Annotated in this window: 18 protein-coding genes and 1 tRNA gene; 6 read left to right on the top strand and 13 right to left on the bottom strand. The window is 58.0% G+C overall.

Annotation, left to right across the window (positions count from 1 at the left end):
- Positions 1–34: 34 nt before the first annotated feature.
- On the top strand, positions 35–1,663 hold the full coding sequence (locus DSM3645_RS11120) for a GumC family protein (RefSeq protein WP_002652255.1): 1,629 nt from the start codon (positions 35–37) through the stop codon (positions 1,661–1,663).
- Positions 1,664–1,869: 206 nt separating this feature from the next.
- Here DSM3645_RS11120 and DSM3645_RS11115 read toward each other — a convergent pair whose 3' ends face one another.
- The 5 genes from DSM3645_RS11115 to DSM3645_RS11095 all read right to left on the bottom strand — a co-directional run bounded on the left by DSM3645_RS11115 (position 1,870) and on the right by DSM3645_RS11095 (position 7,373).
- Complete coding sequence (locus DSM3645_RS11115) at positions 1,870–2,127, bottom strand: hypothetical protein (protein WP_002652254.1); 258 nt, start codon at positions 2,125–2,127, stop codon at positions 1,870–1,872.
- Between the two features lie 240 nt (positions 2,128–2,367).
- The gene (gene holA / locus DSM3645_RS11110) at positions 2,368–3,474 is read right to left on the bottom strand and encodes a DNA polymerase III subunit delta (RefSeq protein WP_002652252.1); all 1,107 of its coding nucleotides are present in this window, start codon (positions 3,472–3,474) and stop codon (positions 2,368–2,370) included.
- A gap of 95 nt (positions 3,475–3,569) precedes the next feature.
- Positions 3,570–5,318, bottom strand: a complete 1,749-nt coding sequence (locus DSM3645_RS11105) for a hypothetical protein (RefSeq protein ID WP_131282442.1) — start codon at positions 5,316–5,318, stop codon at positions 3,570–3,572.
- 376 nt (positions 5,319–5,694) lie between these two features.
- On the bottom strand, positions 5,695–6,618 hold the full coding sequence (locus tag DSM3645_RS11100) for a DUF1559 family PulG-like putative transporter (RefSeq protein ID WP_002652250.1): 924 nt from the start codon (positions 6,616–6,618) through the stop codon (positions 5,695–5,697).
- Between the two features lie 104 nt (positions 6,619–6,722).
- Positions 6,723–7,373, bottom strand: coding sequence for a bifunctional 4-hydroxy-2-oxoglutarate aldolase/2-dehydro-3-deoxy-phosphogluconate aldolase (locus DSM3645_RS11095; protein WP_002652249.1), 651 nt, complete (start codon positions 7,371–7,373; stop codon positions 6,723–6,725).
- Positions 7,374–8,206: 833 nt separating this feature from the next.
- Between DSM3645_RS11095 and clpX the strand changes: the two genes are divergently transcribed.
- A complete protein-coding gene (gene clpX, locus DSM3645_RS11085; protein WP_002652247.1) occupies positions 8,207–9,484 on the top strand; it encodes an ATP-dependent Clp protease ATP-binding subunit ClpX in 1,278 nt (425 codons plus the stop codon).
- Between the two features lie 383 nt (positions 9,485–9,867).
- Here clpX and DSM3645_RS11080 read toward each other — a convergent pair whose 3' ends face one another.
- The 4 genes from DSM3645_RS11080 to DSM3645_RS11065 all read right to left on the bottom strand — a co-directional run bounded on the left by DSM3645_RS11080 (position 9,868) and on the right by DSM3645_RS11065 (position 13,486).
- Positions 9,868–10,527, bottom strand: a complete 660-nt coding sequence (locus DSM3645_RS11080; protein ID WP_040351775.1) for a hypothetical protein — start codon at positions 10,525–10,527, stop codon at positions 9,868–9,870.
- Between the two features lie 370 nt (positions 10,528–10,897).
- Complete coding sequence (locus DSM3645_RS28110) at positions 10,898–12,016, bottom strand: hypothetical protein (protein ID WP_002652244.1); 1,119 nt, start codon at positions 12,014–12,016, stop codon at positions 10,898–10,900.
- Positions 12,017–12,391: 375 nt separating this feature from the next.
- Entirely contained in the window at positions 12,392–12,865 is a 474-nt protein-coding gene (locus DSM3645_RS11070; protein WP_002652243.1) for an ATP-dependent zinc protease family protein, read from the bottom strand.
- Positions 12,866–12,988: 123 nt separating this feature from the next.
- On the bottom strand, positions 12,989–13,486 hold the full coding sequence (locus tag DSM3645_RS11065) for a CBS domain-containing protein (RefSeq protein WP_002652242.1): 498 nt from the start codon (positions 13,484–13,486) through the stop codon (positions 12,989–12,991).
- A gap of 331 nt (positions 13,487–13,817) precedes the next feature.
- Between DSM3645_RS11065 and DSM3645_RS11060 the strand changes: the two genes are divergently transcribed.
- A complete protein-coding gene (locus DSM3645_RS11060; RefSeq protein WP_002652241.1) occupies positions 13,818–14,114 on the top strand; it encodes a hypothetical protein in 297 nt (98 codons plus the stop codon).
- Positions 14,115–14,216: 102 nt separating this feature from the next.
- Here DSM3645_RS11060 and DSM3645_RS11055 read toward each other — a convergent pair whose 3' ends face one another.
- Positions 14,217–15,053 (bottom strand): enoyl-ACP reductase FabI, encoded by an 837-nt coding sequence (locus DSM3645_RS11055; RefSeq protein ID WP_002652240.1) that lies wholly within the window; start codon positions 15,051–15,053, stop codon positions 14,217–14,219.
- Between the two features lie 179 nt (positions 15,054–15,232).
- Here DSM3645_RS11055 and DSM3645_RS11050 point away from each other — a divergent pair, with 179 nt between their 5' ends.
- The gene (locus tag DSM3645_RS11050) at positions 15,233–17,188 is read left to right on the top strand and encodes a sigma-54 interaction domain-containing protein (protein ID WP_002652239.1); all 1,956 of its coding nucleotides are present in this window, start codon (positions 15,233–15,235) and stop codon (positions 17,186–17,188) included.
- Between the two features lie 112 nt (positions 17,189–17,300).
- Positions 17,301–17,373: transfer RNA gene (locus tag DSM3645_RS11045), tRNA-Lys, on the top strand.
- 1,187 nt (positions 17,374–18,560) lie between these two features.
- On the opposite strand, the gene DSM3645_RS11030 is transcribed toward DSM3645_RS11045, so the two are convergent.
- Positions 18,561–19,859, bottom strand: coding sequence for an IS4-like element ISBlma1 family transposase (locus tag DSM3645_RS11030; RefSeq protein WP_002652236.1), 1,299 nt, complete (start codon positions 19,857–19,859; stop codon positions 18,561–18,563).
- A gap of 1,389 nt (positions 19,860–21,248) precedes the next feature.
- On the opposite strand from DSM3645_RS11030, the gene DSM3645_RS11020 reads away from it, so the two are divergent.
- Positions 21,249–21,704, top strand: coding sequence for a DUF3465 domain-containing protein (locus DSM3645_RS11020; protein WP_002652234.1), 456 nt, complete (start codon positions 21,249–21,251; stop codon positions 21,702–21,704).
- A 233-nt stretch (positions 21,705–21,937) separates the two neighbouring features.
- Here DSM3645_RS11020 and DSM3645_RS11015 read toward each other — a convergent pair whose 3' ends face one another.
- Together DSM3645_RS11015 and DSM3645_RS11010 are read right to left on the bottom strand one after the other, a co-directional pair.
- Entirely contained in the window at positions 21,938–22,297 is a 360-nt protein-coding gene (locus DSM3645_RS11015) for a hypothetical protein (protein WP_002652233.1), read from the bottom strand.
- Between the two features lie 77 nt (positions 22,298–22,374).
- Entirely contained in the window at positions 22,375–22,641 is a 267-nt protein-coding gene (locus tag DSM3645_RS11010) for a PLDc N-terminal domain-containing protein (RefSeq protein ID WP_002652232.1), read from the bottom strand.
- Positions 22,642–22,832 lie beyond the last annotated feature (191 nt).

Raw genomic sequence — 22,832 nt, 5'->3', positions numbered from 1 at the left:
CGATCCAACCCGCTTTTCCAGCATTGTACGAATCATGAACGGTTTGCTCGACTCCGCCCAACTTCAGTACTGGCGCAAAACAGTCGTCGAAAAGAAGTGGATGATCCTTGTTCCGGTGATCGTCTGCGGCCTACTTTCGATCGGCTTCGCATTGGTGAAGACCCGGCTGTGGAGCGCTACGCAAACACTGGTGGTGCGCGACGCGGCGATTGGGCACCTCGACCAGCAAGGCCGCTTTAATACGATCGACGATATGCGCACGGCGCAAGAGACGATCGTGCAGGTCGCACGCAGCACGGCTGTTGTGAAAAAGGCGCTCCAGGATGTCGGCCCGATCAAGACCACGCAAGATTTCCCCTCGCTCGATGACATTGATACGCTTCGCGGTCGAATCGGAGTCGCTCCGCCCAATGGCGCCGAATTTGGCACGACCGAAGTTTTGATTCTTTCGGTCGAAGGCGCTAGTCGCGAACGAGCGGCCGAACTAGCGACGGCTCTTTGTGACGAACTGCAGATTGCGCTGCAGCGCGTTCGCAACGGCAAAGCGGCCAGCGTGATCGCCGAATTGGAACGTGCGGTCGAACTAGCGCAAGACGACCTGAACGTCTCGACCGCCAAGCTGGAAACCTTCGAGCGATCGGTCGGCAGCGACCTGGGAGAACTACGCAGTTTGAACGAAACGAGTTCGGCCGATGGAAAAATGCAGGCGACGCATCGTCAAATCACCGACGAACTGCGCCAAGCCGAATCGCATCGGGACATGCTGAAAGAGTTGCTGAAGTTGCTCGCCGATTCCAAGGACAAACCAGAGAACCTGCTCGCCGCGCCCAATCAACTGTTGGCGGCGCAGCCCACGTTGCAACGTTTGAAAGATGGTTTGGTCGACGCTCAATTGAATAAATCGACGCTGCTGGGCCGCATGAGCGTCAATCATCCGCAAGTTCGCGCCGCGATCGCCGCCGAAAAAGAAGTGCGAGAAAATCTGCTCGCCGAATTGGCCAGCGCCCACATTGCCGTCGCCAACGAAATCCGCGTCAATCAGGCGTTGATCGACTCGCTTAGCCGGCAAGAGACCGAAGTTCAAGCGAAGCTGGGAGGGATCGCCGGGATGCGAGCCCAGTATGACAATCTCGCTTCCAATGTGCGCGATCGACTCGAAAATCTGGCCGCCGCGCAAAAGCAACTCGGCGACGCCAAAGCGAACTTGCTCGGCGCCGAATCGACCAGCTTGATCACGCGGGTCGATTCGCCGGTTGTGGGAACTTATCCGGTCGGTCCCGGCCGCACGACGCTGGTCTTGGCCGGCATCGTCGGAGGACTCGCGATCGGCGTGGGACTGCTGGTTCTGACCTCGCCTGGTCCTGTGCAGCTTGGCCGTCGGCTCAGTGACCGACTCTGGGGCAAGCGCGCCAGCGACCATCCGGATGGTCCTGCCGCCAGCGTTCAGCCTGGTGGGCGCAGATCGGTCGATCCCCCCGCTCCGGCGGCGCAAGCCGCAGAGAAAATCCAAGGAGGAGATCGTCGCACCGGTCGAGATCGCCGCGCCCCAAGCGAAGCGGAAGCGCAGCCCAAAGATCGCCGCGGCGCACCACCGATCGTCCCGCCGATTGTCGATGGAGGAAGTACGACAGCGCCGATTACCGACAACACGAACGCAAAATAATTTCTCTTCGTAGCCCGACGCGCGCGCGGGGGAAATGCGTCCGCAAGTAAACCACGAATGTCTAATGAAGCACGAAGCTCGAATAACGAAGTGCCTTCGTCATTCGGAAGTTTCATTATTCATTAGACATTGGGATTTCGACACTAGACATTTTGTCCAAACGCATTTCCCTCGCGCGCGTCGGGCTACGAAGAGAAGATGTCGGTCTAGAGCTGAGCGCCAAACTTGGCGCCGAACAGACCCGACGTCAAAAAGGCGGCCAACGCGCCCAGACTGACCGGGCCCTGCACTTGAAACTGCCAGAGGGTTGTCACCGACGCATCACCGGCAGCCAAGTAGAACGCCAAAATCGCTCCAATCGGTGCGGTCAGCACTGCCGTTAACAAACCGTAGGTGACCGCGTTGGTGAGATTGAATTGGGGGTCGTCCGCTTTTTCCGGCGTCCGTGCGATATTCGTGTTCATGGTAACTTCGGCGATGCAGAAATCGCCGCCTTGCTAGCAGATGAGATGAGTGGTGTGACGGTACTTCCATGACCGCCAGTAATACAAAGTACGGCTGAAACTCTTCAGCAGTTCGCACTTTCCTCAGCATTTTGCAATGTTCTTTGTTGCGCGAATGCGCCGCGATCCATTCCGATCGCACGTTCCTTAATATTGGCAGAATACACGAGATTCGTATGAGCCGGGGATGAATATCTCGATTTAGCGGCGATCAACCGTTTGTTGCCGCGGATCAAGCTCTGCCGAAAAACCGACGAGCAGCTTTTCGAGCGCTAGTCGTCCGCGCGCATCGTGCGAATGGGTTCCTTTCAGAGAAAGATCCAACCGCAGTAACTGCTGGAACAGCCGACCCGCGCGAATGCTGCCGAGCCGCTTCAGTCGCTCTTGCGCCTCGTCCAACGCTTTGGGCCAGTTAGGGAATCCGGCGTCCGCCAGTGCGTTGCGCAGCGACTTGGCCTCGCCGATGCGTTGCGCCCGCTGATAGATGCGGGCCGCCGCCGCATAGCGCCGCAACGACCAGGCGATCTGCCCGTACAGCTTTTGCGGTCGTTCACCCATCTGAAACAGCCGATCTAAGTCGTCCAGCACGCCGGCGGTCCGGCCTTCGACGGCGGCGTCCACCAGATCCCAGATTGCTTTCATGCGCAAACCGCCGACCACGTCACGCACGAGCTCGGCGCCAACTTTGCCGCCGGGCTCGACATACAGCGACAAACGAGCCAGATCTTGATCGATCAGTCCCAACTCGGGACCGATCAGCTCGACCATCATCTCGGCGGCGTCCCGCTCAAGCTTGATCCCATGCGATTTTTTGGCCCATTTAATCATCCAATCGTGCAGCGCTTTGGCGTCGGGGACGTTTCGCTTGCCCGCTTTCTTCTCGGGCAGATTGCAGTCAACCTGCAGACCGGTTTGATCTAGCTTTTTGAAAAGCTTGGTGTTTTTGGGCCAATTTTCGACCACCAAGACCAACACGCCGCTCCGTTTTGGTTTGTCGGCGTACTTTTCCAACTCGGCCCGATAACGCGTGACAAAATCGTCGGCCCCATCCAAGATGACCAGTCGCCGACTGCCGCCCCCAAATAGGCTGACCGTGCCGACTTCGTCAATTACGTCGCGCCAAGCGGCGGTCTTGCCGTCAAGTCGCGCGATCGGCACATCTTCTTCGTCAACGCCGACAACCGTCTGCCGAACCTGCTGCAGCGCCAAACGTGCGAGGAGCGCTTCGCGACCGTAGACGATCGCCATACCGGGAACTTCACCGGCGTCGGTATCGAGAAAATCAAAGCAATGAACGGTTTGCGACATGCCGAAGATGCGTCAAGCAGTTTGACTTGGCCCCGCCGCAGATCGACCGATCGCGGCAAAAAGCCGATACAGAACTGCTGTAGCCTAACGGTCTGTTAGCGGATTGTCACGGGTAGAGAGGCCTGGTTGGGGGAAGTCGAAGCAGGCTTGATCGACCTGATTTTCCCTTGCGGCGTTAGCCCGTCGTTGGCGATCGGTCGCGAAATCTTCGATTCATGACGATTGCCGGCCGCATCTGTCGCTACGATTTTCAGGTAGATATCGGCAGGCACTTCCGGCGTGATCCGCCACGCGAAGTGGCGATCGTTCGGCAGATTCTCGGCGACCGGTTTCCAGGGCCCCTCCGGTGAGCCTGCATAGAAGATGGAAATTGGATTCTCGCTGAGAAAGCGATCTTCCGCTTCCCATTCGATATCGAGCTGCCCGACGCGCGCCCCTTGGCCGTAAACCACATTCGCGATCTTGGCCGTCGGCGGCGTCTCGTCGACGACAATCCAAATATCGGCCAGCGATCCCGCTTGCGGACGTCGGCCGGTCAGGCCGTTGCCACCTTCGACCACGACGCGAAAGCCATACGTTCCTTCGGTTTGAACTTCGACATCGACCGGGCTAGTCTGATCAGGATCGATCCCGCCGGGCTCCCAAGTACGCCCCCCGTCACGCGTTATCCAAAGCTCGACCTGGCCGATTCCAGAAGGGCCGACCGCATCGACGCTGTAGTTCAACTCGAACTTCTTGAAGTTGACATACTCCGGCGTAACTCCAGGGGGCAAACCAAGATTCGGTTCCGGCGCCTTTGGTCCGGCGACCGGCGGTTCGATCGCACTGCTGACCGGCGCTTCCTGATTCGGGCCGGCCGAGTAATGCGAGTAACGCGATTGATCCGATGTGCTGCTGGTCATCTGCGTCGAAACGGGTTGAGCCGACGGCATCGCCGGGCCCGGCGAAGTGGGGGCCGGGTTTTCGGCCAAGGGGCCCGCCACCGGAGCCGCTGGCGAACCCGGGGCGCGATTGTCGGTCGGCCACGGAATCGACGGCGGTTGTTGATTGTCGCGCCGTCGGAACGGATCTTGCGGACCGCCGCCGCTGGGCGTTCCTTTATAAATATCGCCATCAGGAACGGGGCGCTGCCCTTGCACGCTCCCCCATTGCGGTCGCGTCGCTACCAGCGGAACCGTCGTCGTCTGCTGAGCGCTGGCGACATTGCCGGCACGGTCATGCGCTTCAAAGCGAACCATCAGATAACGGGTCGACGCATGGGGGTACCAACGCGTTTCGCCGGCGATCACGTTGTTCTGGTTGTAGGCTTTGCTCGCGTCGACCGTCACGTTGGTGAACGGCGAATCCGGCGAGGTCTGATACGACAAATAGACATGCTGCGGATCGCACAGCGGATCGCTCACCATCCAGCGGGCGATGATTTCGCCGCTCGGCAGCGGATTCAGCTCTAACTTGACGGCCGGCAGCTCGGTATCGACGCGTACCTTTAGCTCCGGCTTTTGGATCTTGCTAGAGACTTTACCGTCACGCGTCATCGTCCGGACGGCGAACCAATACTCGCCGTCATTGTTGGTTTGAAAGATAAACCGATTGGCGCTGGGAGCTTCGCTGCGGTACTGCGACCAATTGGTCCCCTGGTCGTTGGAGACCATCAGGTGAACCTCGACCGGCGGGTTGGGCCCTGCTTGGTTGACCTGAAAGGGAATCGCGAATTCCCGTTGCCGGGTCTCCATCACTTCCGCAACCGTCGGACCGCTGGGCCGTGCCTGCTGCGCAAGCAAGCCAAGTGGGCAAAGAAACAGCCCAACTAGCCCCAGCGAGATTTGGCGAACAATGGTAATCAATTTATCTAGCTGCCCTGACGACGTCTGCTGAAAGTCAATGACGGTTCTTCGTTACTATCGGACGCCAAGGAAATGTCGCTGGAGATAGCAGTCTCGTTTGGTCCCGTTAGTGAACCCTGGGAAACTTTGCCGACCACGCAGGGTTTTTAGATTCGCTATGAAACTGCCGATTGTGCCGGCCGTCTCACGACCCAATCGGCCGTTTTAACTTTCCCAAGGTGGAGACTACGACTCAAGTTCCCCATTCTGTCATCCGAACGAGCAAGCAGAGTGTAGCGCCCCCGACAAGAAAGTAGGGTTCGCTGTGCGGACCTAAGACTGCTGGTCCGCATCGCGGCGCCTACGACTGCTACGGCAGTACGTCAGCGACCCACACCTAATACTGCGGTTCGCTCAAGATGAGCTGCAATTCGTTGTAGACTTCCTCTTCGCCGCTCCGAGTCGACATATCTCGCATCAGATTCTGCTTGGTGATGTCGGGCAGCGAAAAGACTTCGCCGTCGGCCATCACGACATTTCCGGTCAGGCTGTTATTGAGCGTCGCGGCGTTCTCGGGGTCGTTTTCGATCAGCAGCGAGTCACGATTGAGCGTTAAATCTTCCGGCTGCGTCCAACTGACGCCGGGACCATTCTTTTCGACGACCATCAGCAGGGTCTCAAACTCGTCCTTGACATCCTTTTGCGAGATGCCGCCGCCATCGGGAAAAAGCGTCTCCTTCCCTTTAATCACGACAAATCGAGTCTCGAAGAACAAATTGTGAGGTTCGTCAAAGCTGCGATAGACGCTCGGCATCTCAGAGAGAATCCCCAGGTTTTGCGGATCGTCCCACGCAAGATTCATGTTGTAGCGTGAGTAAATGTCTTGGTGCCCTAAGAACGGCAGCAGCAAGACGCGCCAGGAATGCTGCGGTTGGCCTTTCGCATCGGTCGTAAAAGCAGGGGGATAGACGCCGTAAGTCGCGTGGTACGAGTTCATCGCTTCGGCGATTCGTTTCAGATTATCGCGTGACGCTTGGTTCTGCGATGTTCTTCTGGCCTGTTTGATCGCCGGCACCGCGACGCTGGCGACTCCGCCGCCGCAGATCGCGAGAATCGCGAGCCCTGCGAATGAGAAGCCGAGTATCAGCATGATCGTCGCCAACGGCATCCGTGCTTGATCGGCAGGCGAACCCGATTGGGGCGCCGCCAAGGGAGAATTCCCGACTGGCGCGCCAGCCGTACCCAAGTGCGGAATGGTGATCGCTTTGGCGCAGATGGCGCAGGGACCGGTTTGCCCAGCGTAGCTTTCGTCGATTTCCATGGGTGTCCCGCAGTGGGGACAAGTGAATGAGATCGGCATAAGATGAGCGTTTCGCGATGGAGGCGAGGGATACGGCCGATTATAGAGGGCGCTCGGCGTGATCGCTAATGACTTGCGCGGAAGTCCTGCACGATCTGGACGTATTGAGCCGCTAAGTCCGAGATCCGCTGCATATCGCCGCTGGCGACCGCATCTTTTTCGATCAGCGAACCGCCGACTCCCAACGCACAGGCGCCCGCCTTTAAAAAGTCGACCGCTGTTTTCAGATTCACTCCGCCGGTCGGCATCAGTTTTACCTGGGGCAGGGGACCATGCAGCGCCTTGAGATATTGAGGTCCGGTGATATCGGACGGAAAGATCTTCACCACGTCGGCGCCGGCTTGCCAAGCGGTCACGACTTCGGTCGGGGTTAGAGCGCCCGGCATGATCGCTTTGGAATAACGTCGGCAGAGCTCGATCGTCTGCAGATTGATCGCCGGCGAGACAATAAACTCGGCGCCTGCCAAAATGGCCAGGCGAGCCGTTTCGGGATCCAAGACGGTTCCGGCGCCCAAAACGATCTTCCCCCCCAAGCGGTCGGCGACCGCTTCCAGTACGCGATGGGCCTTGGGAACGGTGAAGGTGACCTCGATTGCGTCGACGCCGCCGGCGAGCAGCGCTTCGGCGATATCAATGACCGCTTCAGGGCGATCGGCTCGCAAAACGGCGACAATTCCGGATGCGGTGACTCTTTCGACGATGGTCGGCTGGGACATGGTTCAGGGCTTCCCAAAAATAGAAATAGGCGATGGACGGGGGGAACGCTCGCGGGAAAGAACAGGGCCTGCCGATCCGAAAAAACGGTAAGCTCTATTGACGACGTATTTTACGGAATGCTTTGTCAAACTGGCCGAACGTGAGATAATAACAAAAACAGACGCCGCTCGGGCCGCGCGGCTGTCGCCCGCTCTCCCTTCGCGCATGTTGATCGAGTATGGACGCAGAATCGTTTTTGAACCTAGGACAGGGAATTGTGCTACTAGTGCTTTCACTCGTAGCACTGGTACTAGCGTTCCAAATTATGAGAAGGTTTCGGGATCGCGCCGGCGACGACCTGCCAGAGCAGGAAACACTGCTATCAAACTTCCGGGAATTGCATTCACGGGGTGCTCTGAGCGACGAGGAATTCCGAAAGATTAAGACGGACATATCGACGCAAATCCGTAACTCGGTTGGAGATTCACTAGATGACCCGCCGGCAGGATCGCAAAGTGATGTCTAACTTTTTTGCGGTTAACTTCCGCACAAACGTAACGATGCATCCGTACAGCGAGGAGTTCAAGCCTGGGAGGCTGCTAGGTCGAAATCACACGGTGTGTGGCGCCGAGCCTGGAATGTACGGACGCTTAAGATAGATGTTGAAGAGAATTGATAGCTCGACTCTCTGCGGACAAGGATGCCCCCCGGGCCCACGGCTTCACCGCCAACGGCCAATCGAGCGACACCTGGGAGTTTGGAACCGAGTAGGCGAACGTCGCCCTCTCGCCCATGACGCGTTGTAACAGACGCGCTCGGTTCAACTTTGAGAAGCCGTAAATGGAGTAAGTGAATGCCCGCAGGAAAAGACCTCACAAGTGGTCGTCGCAGTTCGACGAACAAGAAGAACGCCTTCTGTTCGTTCTGCCGTAAAAGCTACCGAGAAGTGGGACCATTGGTCGAAGGTCCTGGCGACGTGTACATCTGCGGAGAATGTATTGATCTCTGCAAGTCCATTCTCGAACAAGAGAATCGACGTCGCGGCGCCAGCGGCAAATTGTTCAATCACGTGCCTAGTCCGCGTGAGATCATGACGCACCTCAATGAGTACGTCATTGGTCAAGGTAACGCCAAGAAGGTGCTCTCTGTCGCCGTCCACAATCACTACAAGCGATTGATGATGGGCGCCGAGGGATCCGAAGTGGAGATTGAAAAGTCCAACATCATGCTCGCCGGTCCGACCGGCAGCGGCAAAACGCTGCTCGCTCGCACTTTGGCTCGCATGCTCAACGTGCCGTTCGCCATCGGCGACGCGACCACGCTGACCGAAGCCGGCTATGTGGGCGAAGATGTCGAGAACTTGCTGCTCAAGTTGCTGCATGCAGCTGACTTTGACGTTGAAGCGGCCCAACGCGGCGTGCTTTACATCGACGAGATCGACAAGATCGGCAAGACCTCCAACAACGTCTCGATCACACGTGACGTCTCGGGCGAAGGGGTCCAACAAGCGTTGCTCAAGATGTTGGAAGGAACCGTCGCGAACGTTCCGCCGCAAGGGGGACGCAAGCATCCCGAGCAGCAGTACATCCAGATCGACACCAGCAACATTCTCTTCATCTGCGGCGGCACGTTCGTCGGAATTGAAGAGATCGTTCGCAAGCGTCTGGGACGCAAGTCGATCGGTTTCGGACAACAAACCGGATACAAGAGCGAAGCCGACTCGGCCGAGTGCTTGCGTCAGGTCAACAGCGACGACATCCTGGAATTCGGTTTGATTCCGGAACTCGTCGGACGTCTGCCGGTCGTTTGCTCGCTAGAGCCGCTGGATGTCGCCGGATTGAAGAGCGTATTGACCGAACCGAAGAACGCGTTGATCAAACAGTATCAACAACTCTTCGAGATGGAAAACGCCCAACTCGATTTCTCGGACGACGCCCTCGAAGCGATCGCTCTGCGTGCGATGAACAAAGGGACTGGAGCCCGCGGTCTGCGTTCCATCATCGAAGAAGTGATGCTCGACATCATGTTCGATCTGCCGGAAAAAGAACCAGGCAGCGTCGTCTCCATCACTCGCGAAGTGATCGAAGGTCGCGAAAACCTTTATAAGATGCCAGAAACGAAAAGTGCGTAAGGTAATCCCTCCCACTGTTTGACGTAGCAACTTTGACTCCGCAACTGATGTGAAACGCTGAGCCCCGACCGCCTCTCCAACGGTCGGGGCTTTTTTGTGCGCGCATGCCATTCGTCGCTTCGCAACTTCTCTACGTGGCCCGAAGCGTATCTTTAGGGGATGCAACGTGCGACAAAAGAAGAAATAGAACACGGTCAGACCACGGCGACCGAACGGAAAATCACGGTCGGAATGAAACGCCGAAAATTGTCACACTAGCCCGCGGCGCAAGCCCAGGGATTGCGGCCGGCGACCTGAACGGTGGTTCAAAGTATAGACGGTCACCGCACGCAGCTAGCTGCCGCCGAACTCGAGGAGCTTTCTCGCTCCTTGCTTGAGCAGATTTAGAGCGCGCCGGCGCCCGACAGTCCCAACATCCGCTCCAGCGAAAGACACAGCAAAATCTTCACGCCAACTCGCAGCCCTACATCGCCAGGCGCTAAACCTAGCTGGACCGCGACATCTTCAAAGTCGCTGACAAATTGCTCCGTTTCCATTTCGTCCAATTGTAGGACGCACTGCGCATAAAGCTCTACAAGCGTTTCGAAATTTGGCGTCGAGGTCATCTCTTCCTCCACGTCGAGCACCCCCTCTTCCTCCTCAACCTGGTCAACCATCTCCGATTCGAACGCCGTCGACTGACGTTGATACGTTGGCGGAGTCACCAAGTTTTGCGACATGGTCGTAGTCGAGTAGGGCGTGGTGGTTGTGGAGTAGGGAACCGTTGGTGTCGCCGGTATGGATGGCGTCGTCGTCGGAAGCATTGGTATCGTCGGCGTCGTCGGGACTGTTGGCGTCGCTGGCGTTATTCCCTGTACCGGCACGTAATACGGCGGCGTGGTCGTGTACTGGGGCGGGGTCGTCGTGTACTGGGACGGCGTGGTCGTGTACTGCGGAGGCGTGGTCGTGTACGCCGGCGGCGTTACCGTCATGCTTTGCGCCGACGCCGCCAGCGGCATCCACGGCAGCAAGACGATAGCGAGCGCGAAAGTGGGAAAATTCATAACAGCGATCTCCTGGGAATGCCCTGAGTCGTATCGGCGAGATGGGATCGAATCAGCCGGCCTTCATCTCTCGGGCAGATCTACTACGCCGAAAAAGGATTTGCAGAGACATAGTGCAAATTGCGTGCGGAAGGAGGTCGTTGAAGCATCCGTCATGTCTCACTTCACACAAAGTGGTTATCAGGCCCGCGGATAATGTCTTTGTTATAGGCGACGTAATCGTCGTGGGCGATGAAAAAGCAGAGGCGGTGCGCTGCAGGCGTGCTGGCTGATCGCCTCCCAATCATGTTTACCAAGCCTTTCGCATCGCGCACAAAAAAACGCCGACTGCGGGGTCGGCGATTTTTGTTCAATTCAACAGTTCGTCGCTCTAGCGGAACAGCGAAGTCCCGCCTGGTAAGTAATAGGTCGGAGCGTTGCGGCTCGTTCGCTCCCATTCGAGCAGCACTTTCTCTTTGACCGGCGGGCTTGGTTGGGCCGGGGGCAATGCCGCCGGTTGCGAACCAATCTGGCGCGTCGCCTGGTCGGCGGCGATGTTCATCGCCATGTCGTTGTGCGACGGCTCGCTGCCGCCGCGATGATAGAAACCTTCGCTCGACGCGGTGGCGTTCACTTGCATGAACGGCCGCGGCTGTCCGCTGGGCTGGGGAGTTGCGACCGCTACGGCGACGCTATTGTGGGGCGCTTCCGGGCTTTGTCCTCGCAAGACAAACGGCTCCGGTTCGTTCTGAGCGACTTGCTGTTGCGGGCCCCGAACGTTGGCGATTGAACTGCCGTCTCGCACCCAGCCGAGCCAGGCGACTTGCAAGTCGCTGAGACTGTGATAGCCGTAGAACTTGTTCGTAGTGCGGGTCCAGTTGTTCGACTTCATCCCTTCGCCGATGTACTCGACATACTTCGGCTTGCCTCCCTGGACGATCAAAAAGCGGGCGAGCGAATAGCCTTGCGCGTACAGCGGCAGAACGTCGGCAGGATAGTCTTCCATCGCGAACATCCGATTGAACGCGATGCCGCGATCGGTTGTCAGACATTCGTACAGCAGCTTGGTGTTTTTGTTCTTTTCCGAGTCATGCTCGACCGTCGTGCAGGCGCCTTCGTCAGCCCAGCGGGGCAGGGGACGACCAAAGTGGCTCGCGAAGACGGTGTGCAAGATTTCGTGCGGCAGAACCGAATCGAGGATCCGTTCGCGGGAACCTTGAATCTCCATGGTCCAGTTGAACGGCACTCCGCGGTTGAATGCGAACTGCGTAAAACCGCCGGCGCCGCCCCCCACTTTGACCAAGATCGGGCAAGGCTGCGACCACGGGGGAAGTTCACGACCGAGCCATTCGAGCGCCAGTTGGCGGCGAAATCCTTCGGCCGCTTCACAAGTCTGCTGGGCCATTTGCTTGTCGGGAGCGGTGACCACAAAGTTTTCGGTGCGGTGATTAGCGCCTAGCGAAAGTGCGGCGCCAAAGATGACTGCCGCGAAGCAGATACGAGCTTCCATGCTCTTGGAATCTCCAAGTTTTCTGGGATCTTGCCTGCGCGAGTCGCCTCCTGCAACTCGCTACTAGTCGCCGCGGCGGTTCCGGGGGAGAACGTTGGCGGCCAAAACGACGCTGATTCCGATCAAGCGCCGCATCTTTGTCGAAGGGTCGCCGTGCAGTGCGACTCTTGTGATCTTTGCTCAGCGACGGTCCCAAAATAGGGGCCAGCGACCCTCCATGCCGCAATCACCGTTTGTAAAGATTACAGAAAACCTAATCCAGAAGGCCGCGATCACCTAGAGCAATTTTCGTCAGTTCCGGAGAACCGCAGCCAACCATGCTAGCGGGGGGACGTTCCGCGCCTTCGTCGGTTACGCAGGCCGCCGCCGGTTCGTTCACGATTTGGGACGACGTTTTTTCTTTTTTACGGACGGTGGCTTTTCGCTCAGCAGAAATCGCTTTTCCGAGTTCACCAGAAAACGCCCCGCCAGCGCCGTACGGCCCAGCAACATTCGACAAAGCATCGTACGCCGACAAACGAGCCCCAGTTCGACCACGGCCTGATGTTGACCAATCTGGATCGTCGTTTCGACGATGATCCGATCATGCACGCTGCCGTTGCTCGACTTGATCCGCGTCCGACGTTTGATCGGCGCTTCGATCGTCACCAAATTGGTGCGGTTGAGCTTCGAGAGAGCGACATGAAACAGGACGCGATCCCCCGGCAGCTCTTCGAAATCGACCACGTCGATCGCGCTAGAACGAGCGCCGCTGTCCGACTTGGCCCGAATCGGCGGGACGTTCCACTCAGGCAACCCGATATATTCTTGCCAGCCGATGACGGCCAATTCGCGGATCTCTTCTGTCACTGCTACCCTCGCACCGATGCTTCATGCTCAGGCGAAAAGTATAGTCGATCCAGGGGCCTCTCGGGCAGTCCAAACCGGTCCAACCGGCTGGCCGCAGAGAGACGGTCAAGATTCCCCGGTCAATTAGTCGACCGGGGACTGATCCATGTCCAAAATCGCGCTGAAATACATCACAAATTTTCCGCTGCGCCGCCCCTTGATGGTATCAACCAGTTTTACCGCGGCGTTTAACACGTCGCGTCGGCTGATCTGCCCCACCAATTTGCCCGCTCTCAAGACCGGCAAACGCCGATACTCAGTGTTTTTGAAGATTTGAATGCACTGCAGCAAGTCGGTTTCTTCCTCAATCGTCCGATGGGGATCGGTATTCATGAAGGCGCGAACTTCGTTGGAGGGCAATTGTTCGTACATCGCATCGAGCAGGAAGCTCATCGATGTCTTTTCCGAAAATACGCCCAAGTACTGGCCTGCTTCGTCTACGACGGGAGCACCAGAAATCCGATAATGAAGCAGCTTGCGCACCGCTTCCAAAGCGTCATCTTCCGCGCGAAGCGTAATCAGTTTGGTAGCCATAAAATCGCGCGCCACCGGCGAACGATTCTGAGATGCTTGAAGAGACATCGTCACAGTCCCCTTTCCCTAAATGCATAGGTAAAAAAAACGGATGAGCGGGGAGAGTCTTTCGATTGTGATGAGAGCCGCTATTTTAACCCCCATTGCGCTGCTGCGGCAATCTTTTTTTCTCAACTTTGCGGCACAAAGAATCCCAATAATAAACCCATAAAGGAAGTCAGGTATCCACAAAGGGAGCCGTGCATTCCCATGCATCTGTTTCAGACCAAAGCGACTCCGGGCAAATGACGCTCTTTAATTTGACGAAAAATGATAACCCAAGTAACCTAAGATTGGCGCGCAGATTCCGTCATGCTTTATGTCTGGAAAGGAGACCACTATGTTTAAGCCGGGGGATCCCGTGGTCTATCGTAAGACCAAACACACGACCCATCCCGGTCCACGCGCTCACGATATCGACCCCGAACCGCGGGGTGAGTTTTATACCTACGACGTCGATAAGTACTGGGTGATCGAGCAAATCGATCAAGAAGCGATCGTGGTTCGCACACGACGCGGCAAGACCCACGCGATCCGTCGAGACGATACTCGCCTACGTGCCGCCAATTGGTGGGAACGCTTTTTCCTTCGCGGTCGATTTCCGGGTGCTGACGCTGGGCTAGAGAACACCACCTAGACGTCGACGCTTCCGCAGTCGACGTAAAAATCAACAACGCCGAACCAGGGGATCGATCTTCCCCTGGCTCGGCGTTCTTTGTTTCTTGACGCGCCGCAATCGCTACTTCGATTTGGCGATCAGCTCGGCGTAAGAATCGAGCAGCCGGCCCGGGCTTCCCATTTGGTTGTAGCCGCCGTCGACATGCAGGATCTCGGCCGTCACTCCTTGCGACATGTCTGACAACAAGTAGGCGCCTGCTTTGCCGACTTGCTCGTGGGTGATGTTGTCGCCCAGCGGCGAAACCGCGGCGTACAAGTCCGTCATCCCTTTGGCGCCCACCGCGCTGCTGGCCAACGTTTTCAGCGGTCCGGCGCTGATCGCATTGACGCGAACCCCATCCGGCCCCAGGTCGAACGCCAGGTATTTGACGATCGAATCGAGCGCCGCTTTGCAGACGCCCATCATGTTGTAGCCCGGCACGATGCGCTCGCCGCCGTAATAGGTCATCGCGCAGACCGAGCTGTTTTTGCTCAAAATCGGTCGCGCGGCGTTGGTCACGGCGATCATGCTGTAGGCGCTGATGTCCATCGCCAGCTTGAACCCGTCACGGCTGCATTCGACCGTCGGCACCCGCAGGTCCTCTAGCGACGCGTAGGCGACCGAGTGGAGCAAAAAGTCGATCTCGCCGAATTCCTGCTTCGCCGTTTCCATCACTTCGGCGATGTTCTCGTTCGACTGCACGTCGAGCGGAACCAAAAACTTGGCGCTGGGATTGCCGTCGATCAACTTGCCGACGCGATGTCGGTTCTTTTTGCGTTCGTCATCCGGCTTGTCAGGCAGATGCGTAAATCCGCACTCGCCGCCGCCGGCCATGATTTGCTCAGCAATCGCCCAAGCGATCGAGTGATTGTTGGCGACGCCGACGATCAGCCCTTTTTTGCCTTCGAATAATTGCACTGCGAGATCTCCTCCGCCTAGCCCAATGTCATGCGGCTCGTAAACCGTAGTAATAATCGCCCAGAATACCCGTTTCCGGCCCTCCTCAAAAGCGGACTTCCTGATACGGCACGCGTCGAACTCGAATCAATTTGATAACATAGGGCCGTTATCCTTTGACGACATCGGCGGAGCACGGCATGGGCGGAGCCCTTTACGACGAAATTGAATCGGCCCTCCTCTTGGGCGAACAGCGAGATCTCATCGGCGCGGCGCACCTGCGAGTCGTCGCGCTGGCTACCTCCGAAGATCGGCTCGACAAATACCTCCACGCGGCGCTCGACGCAATCTTTCAGCGGGGAGCGGCCGATTACCTGACCGTCGCCATCCGTGACAATCTCGGCCAATGGTCCCCCATCGCCGAAGCAGGCCGCCGGCATCCGTTGCCGACGCCGGCCTTGGTCGCGGCGGTCGACGCCGCCGAGCCGGTCCTGGCCGCAGATTGGCTGACCGTCGCGCTGCACGGCGACAAATCGCTCTCGCTGGTCTTGGCCGTTCGCAGCACGCCAGAGCTGATCAAAACGTTGCAATATCGCGCCGCTTTGACCGCGCATCTGCTCGGCTACGGCGTCGGCCTGATTCGCCAGCGCGTGGCGCGGTCGGCTCGTTTGAAACGGCTCGAACAACTGCTGACCATCATCGAGTCGTGGCAAAAAACGCGCGACATGCACACGCTGCTTACCGAAATGGCCGAAGCGGCCGCCGAACTGTTCGGATCCGAGCGGGCCAGTATCTTCCTCTGGGATCGCCCCAAAAAAACGCTCGTCGGCCGGCCCGCCCTCGGCATCGAAGGGGGCGAGCTGCGCGTGCCGGACGATCGCGGCGTGGTCGGGCACGTCGTTCAAACCGGCGAGCCCCGCCGCGTGGATGAACTCGATAAAGACGAGATTAACCGCGACATTGATCAGTCGCTCGCCTTTCATACACGTAACTTGCTGTGCGTGCCGCTGGTTGGACGCCGCGGGCGAATCTTCGGCGCGTTCGAGCTGATCAACAAACAACTCGGTAACTTTACTGCCGAAGACCAGCTTGGCCTGACCGAACTGGCCGCGCATGCATCCTCGGCGCTCGAAAACACCCAAGAGACCGAACGCATCTTGGCCAGCCGCAATCGTCTGGCCGACGCCGCCGCAGCCGCCGCCGAGCTGATCGGCGATTGCCCGGCGATCGCGACGCTGCGCGGCACGATCCGCCGTGTCGCCGAGTCGAATCTGCCGGTGCTGGTCTTGGGCGAAAACGGAACCGGCAAAGAAGTCGTCAGCCAGTCGATCCACTTTCGCAGCGATCGTCGCGCTCAGCCGCTGGTCGCGGTCAACTGCGCCGCGGTGCCTGACACGCTGCTCGAAAGCGAACTGTTCGGTCGCGAGAAAGGCGCCTTCACCGGAGCCGACGAAACGCGACCCGGCAAGTTTGAAATGGCCGACGGCGGCACCCTGTTTCTCGACGAGATCGGTGACCTCAGCCTTTCCGGCCAATCGAAGCTGCTGCGCGTGCTCGAAGACCAGCTCATCATGCGGGTCGGCGGCACGAGCGAGATCCAAGTCGACGTCCGCATCATCGCCGCAACCAATCGGGACCTGGGCGAACTGGTCCGCGAAAAGAAGTTTCGCGAAGACCTCTTCTTTCGCCTGCACGTAGTGACGATCGAACTGCCGCCGCTCCGCGAGCGGGGGACCGACATCCTGACGCTGGCCAACCACTTTTTGCACCATTTCTCTCTAAAAACTGGCCGCCAAACGCCGACCCTCTCGGAAGCGGCCCAACGCCGCCTGTTGGCTCACGCCTGGCCTGGCAATGTGCGCGAACTGCGCAACACGATGGAGCGGGTGATCTTTCTGCACAGCGACGAAGTGATCCAGCCCGAGTCACTGCAGTTCCACTCGCTCGATTCGCATGACGACGCCCCGATGAATCTGCCGTTAAACGACGCAACCGCTGAATTTCAAAGGCGTTACATCCAACGTCACGTCGACGCCGCGCAAGGCAACATCAGCGCCGCCGCCGAAAAAATCGGCATGCACCGCTCCAATCTCTACCGCAAGATGAAACAGCTAGAAATGCTCTCCGACAGCACCCCCAGCAGCGCCGGCGAATAAAAACGGACCGGAAAACATGGTGACCGCCTTGGTAACGGCCGATGTTAGCGTTACATTATGGAATTCCGAGGGAAGCGAACCTGCCAACAAGCAGATGCGTCCCCTAGAAAACGCTCCTTTAGCTCAATCGGCAGAGCAACTGACTCTTAATCAGTAGGTTGTTGGTTCGACTCCAACAGGGAGCACTCCCATCAAATTTCGATCAGCTGGCCCTCACGGGTCAGCTTTTTTTATGCGCCAATTGGCAGCCGTCTAATCCCCGCAATCGGACCGGACCGGATCGTTTTTTTTGTAGCATGTCGCGGTCATTCTCCGGTTCCCTTTTTCTCAAACCGCGCAAACACCAGCCAGAAGCGCGAGCCGATGGATTGCGGCCGGCCACTTCGATCCGCGCTGGGATCGATCGCCGACCCTCTTCCATCGGCTCGCGCCTCTGGCTGGTCTTGCCTACGACCTGCCGGCGGCGATACTTCGTGACAAGCTTCGCAACGCGGACTGGACCGCCGCGCGTTTTTTTTCGGAGCGGCCGAGTGGACAGGACCGGATCGTTTTTTTGTAGCATGTCGCGGTCATCCTCAGGTTCCCTTTTTCTCAAACCGCGCAAACGCCAGCCAGAAGCGCGAGCCGATGGATTGCGGCCGGCCACTTCGATCCGCGTTGGGATCGCCGACCCTCTTCCATCGGCTCGCGCCTCGGGCTGGTCTTGCCTACGACCTGCCGGCGGCGATACTTCGTGACAAGCTTCACAATGTGGACTGGACCGCCGCGCGTTTTTTTTCGGAGCGGCCGAGTGGACCGGACCGGATCGTTTTTTTTGTAGCATGTCGCGGTCATCCTCCGGTTCCCTTTTTCTCAAACCGCGCAAACACCAGCCAGAGGCGCGAGCCGATGGATTGCGGCCGGCCACTTCGATCCGCGTTGGGATCCGCCGCCCCTCTTCCATCGGCTCGCGTCTCTGGCTGGTCTTGCCTACGACCTGCCGGCGGCGATACTTCGTGACAAGCTTCGCAACGCGGACTGGACCGCCGCGCGTTTTTATTCGGAGCGGCCGAGTGGACAGGACCGGATCGTTTTTTTGTAGCATGTCGCGGTCATCCTCAGGTTCCCGTTTTCTCAAACCGCGCAAACGCCAGCCAGAAGCGCGAGCCGATGGATTGCGGCCGGCCACTTCGATCCGCGTTGGGATCGCCGACCCTCTTCCATCGGCTCGCGCCCAGAAGCGTCCGGGATTTCAGGTTTTTCATCGTTTCGGCCGCCTGGCGTGCGTCATGTGTTGGGATGAGAGGCTGGTGTGCTGATCTTGCGGTCGGCGCCGGTTCAACATCCGCGCAGGCGGCGGCGCGGCTTGCCGTCGGGGTTAGACGCCAGCTTATTACGACTCGGCTTTCTTTTTTGCGCGGCGCTTCGCGGCCGATGCTCGTTCCACGTCACGCTGTCGTTCGCGCTCGCGTAGGATCGGCGCGATTTCTTCCCACGTCGCTGCGCCGCAGGCGACTTGCTCCAGCATCACGAACATATACTTGCTCGGACGATGTCCCAAGTGCAGATAGGTCAGCAGCGCCGCGATCACCGCGACGTAGAAGCTGAGCAGCACGCCCGAGCGGTGATGACTGATCAAGTGATTGAAATTGGCGAAGCATTTCAACCAGCGGAAGAAGAGTTCGATCTGCCAGCGCTGTTGATAGAGCTGGGCGATGACTTCGGCCGACACGTCGAGCAAGTTCGTAATCAGACGCACGGTTTTCGTTTCGTCCTGCTCTTGATACTCGATAATCACCTCGCGCAACGGCACATCGAGAACGATATGTCGCGCTGCTTTCGACGAGCGAAAACGGCCGCGCCGATCACTGACGACGCCTGCTGCGAGATCTTTTTCGCTTAGCGGATTTTCGTCGGCGTCAGCCAGGTGCGGCGCATTGCCGCCAGCCGGTTTGTAACGGATAACGAACTGCGCGCGGGGAGTCCAAGATTCGTTTTGCAGATGATAATGCGCGTTGATGACGTCGAAGCCGCTGAAGCCGCGATCGTACAGATAAAGCCGACCATCTTGCACGTTAGCCGCGGCCGACGCCGACTCGCTGTGCCCCGGTTCGGCGACGACAATCATCTCTGGCGCCCAACTCGTAACGCCGACTTGAAAATCGAGTCGGATATACGAATTTTCTCGTCCATGTTGATTTGAACCGCGCACGGCCCACGCGACCTCGGCCGCCGCTTCTAAAAACGTTCCATCGACGGCGACGGTCCGCTTGAGCAATTCGGATAAGTCGTTCGCAGCGCGGCCGAGCCCGGCCTCTTTGCGGCTCAACTGCTCGCGCAGCGCCTGCAGGATCGGCTCGAGCCGCTGAGGATCGACGAGTCGATGGAAGTCGGAAAGCGTAGTGCGGCAGATTTTTTGAATCGAGAGATGCCGCTGGACTTGCTGCGTTTGACTAAAATCTTCGATCGTTCGCAGCGTGCGAATCGTTGGGTTAAAAAAGGCGAGCAGGTAAGTGACGAAGACGTCATCGAGAAACAACTCGCGATTGCCATGAGAATCGTCACGGCGCCGCAACTCACTAAGCTGCTTCTGCAATAAGCGCACGAACTTCCCCCCCATGACCTGATCAGGCCACAGTGGCAATTCGGCCAACTCCCGTTTCGTTCGGCGCTGTCGCGATTTCGGCTGCATGTCGAAATCATGACAAACTGAAGTCGCTGGCGCAAGTGAAGAAATTGCGAAGAAAATCCCGGACGCTTCTGGGCTCGCGCCCCTGGCTGGTCTTGCCTAAGACCTGCCGGCGGCGATACTTCGTGACAAGCTTCACAATGTGGACTGGACCGCCGCGCGTTTTTTTTGGAGCGGCCGAGTGGACAGGACCGTTTTTTTTGTAGCACGTCGCGGTCGTTCTCCGGTTCCTATTTTCTCAAACCGCGCAAACACCAGCCAGAGGCGCGAGCCGATGGATTGCGGCCGGCCACTTCGATCCGCGTTGGGATCGCCGACCCTCTTCCATCGGCTCGCGCCTCTGAACTGGTCTTGCCTACGACCTGCCGGCGGCGATACTTCGTGATGAGCTTCACAATGTGGACTGGACCGCCGCGCGTTTTTTTTCGGAGCGGCCGAGTGGACAGGACCGCGTCGTTTTTTTGCGCGTGGACAATCCGACCGGCAGTTCCCATTCATGGTGAATGCCTCTCTGAATTCCCATTTTCAAGATCCAGTTTGGGTACGAAGCAGGGACAGGACAAACAGGCGACGGCAACGTCGCCAGCATCGAAAACGATAAGCGGTCATCGCAGGTGCCCCACGCTTCGCAAAGCAGGCGCCCGATATTCGACCGCCGCGCAACCCTCGTTCCGAGCGCGGATCGTCACCCCACACTCGACCCCAAGTCCGTTCGCATTGTCAATCGACAATCTTCGCCGCACGACGCGATTTATCGGTCGCGTTAAAGCGCCGTGTGCCGCTGGCTCTTTTCAGCCAGTACCTTCATTCCGTGTGCGGCAATTGTACCCCTGCATGGTCCAACAATTCCTGGGGCGGAAACGATCGTTTCGGCAAGCGAGGATCAACGGTCCCGCTTCAATAAAACCAAACACGCGAGCACGTCCCATCGATCGTTCTTCCACGGGAAGATAAAGCAACCATGCGGCCGAGTCAAAAATGCGGGAGATAAAGGTTTGCGGTTGCTGCTGAAGTTGCGAGTCGTAGGGAGAGCAGACCCTGGCTGAAGGAGGGCCAGAGGCACACGGAAAAGGAGCCTTTGTCAGGGCCAACCAGTCGTTGCACTACTCATCCAACTCCTACCTATCTTTAAACCGCAACTGATTGGACGCCGTATTCATGGCCACGCAAGGCCGTGGCCATGGCGCCTAATTTCTCTAGAGCAGTTCCCACTCAGTCTGGAGCGTTTCTGTGGGCCGTGGATATGGCGCCCTTGCCAACCTGCCGCAATCGGCGTGACCTCGCAGTTTTTCGTAGCCTATAGTTGTGATGTTGACCCTCTTAGGAACCAGTTCGTAGGCGCCAGCGCGGTTCCGTGCTCGCGATCTCTACGGCGAAGAGAGCATTGCCCCCATGAAGAAACTCACTCTTGCAGCCGTCGTGGCTGCGGCGATTTGCTTTGGCCTGGGGCGAATCGGTTTGTTTGGCGATCTTGCCGGTACGCTCACTGGGCAATCGCAGGTGATGCCGGAGGGGACGACGGATGTTTTGGGGACTGCGTTCGCTAGGCAGATTAGTGGAATCCAAGTCACCGGCGAAGGCGTTGTGACCAAGCTGCTGGCCGACGATCTTGAAGGGAGCCGTCATCAGCGGTTCATCTTGAAGCTATCCACGGGACAAACGTTGTTGGTGGCGCACAACATGGATCTTGCGCCTCGACTCAACTTGCTGGAAGTCGGGGACACCGTCGCTTTTAACGGCGTGTATGAATGGAATTCCCAAGGGGGCGTTCTGCATTGGACGCATCACGACCCGAGCGGACGTCATCAAGCGGGCTGGCTCCAACATAACGGGCTGATCTTTGAATAGACGGCATGGCGAGCGGCGTTGCCACGGCCTTGCGTGACAACGATTGCGTATCGAAATTCCGTCTCACTCCACCATGAATTGACGCAGGTATCGCTGAAAGCAACGGAACTGCTCCGCGCTTTACCCAAGCGTTACGTCATGTGAGCATTTTCGAGCAACACCACCTTCGCTTCCGACCGCATTCATCGCCACGCAAGGCCGTGGAAATGGCGCCCAAACCTTGCTGCGTTGGGCTAACTCCATAGAGCATTTGCGTACTTGACGAACAGGCGCACAAACGGGATCGCCATCACGATCACGATCGAGGTCGTGATCAAAATCGCGGGCAAGTATTCGGCCGCAAAGGAGACGAACGCACCCAAGAGGGCGATTGCGAAGACGAATAAGTAAAGCATTCGTTGCGCCAGAATTTGGCCGTTGCTGTGATGGATCAGGCTATCAATCGTCCCCGGCGGGATTTCGCGAAAACTCACGATCTCGTGGTTCTCGAGATCGATCGATTCTCGCAGCGCCGTTTCGTGGGGGAACTCGTGTCGCCATTGATGACGCCGGCCGTACTTCTTTTCCTTCAACACAACTTCGTAAACCGGCATGGTCGCTATCCTCGCGGGGTGTCGCTGAACAGGGGCCGGCGCCGTGGGGCAAGTCAACGGTCGGCGGCTGGCATCCATCACATTCCTCGGCCGCGATCTCCTTGTCGGCCGGCTGCAAGATAAATGATCGCTCCTAAGATGTGGGTGACCAAGATCACCACGACCCAGATGATTCGCTGGTTGTCAGAGAGCCGGGGATTGCGGATCGCATCGACCAAGGCCCAGATCCAGAGGGCCGAGAGCAGCACGACGAAGCTGAAAATGCAAATCATGCCGAGCCCGAGCCCGATGCCAACGTAAGGTCGTTCAATCGGTCGTTGCGCCAGCAGCAGCCAATCAATCATCGATTTCTCTTTCTAACTGGAGTGTGGATCGGCGAGCGCCTATGCACGCCGCGGTCGAAGGGTTCCTCGCGTGTCATGTTTCTACCATGAGATCCCCTGGTCGCCCAATCGTCAGGGAAAGGCTTGCTGCGAATATTTGCAGCAGCAAGCTCATGCGGAACCCGATGAGCCGTGGGTTTTCGATCAGCCGA

Origin of the sequence: Blastopirellula marina DSM 3645 (assembly GCF_000153105.1) — a bacterium.
GTDB lineage: Bacteria > Planctomycetota > Planctomycetia > Pirellulales > Pirellulaceae > Blastopirellula > Blastopirellula marina.
The sequence above is the reverse complement of the archived record's forward strand: the minus strand, read 5'-3'. Positions and strand labels throughout refer to the sequence as shown.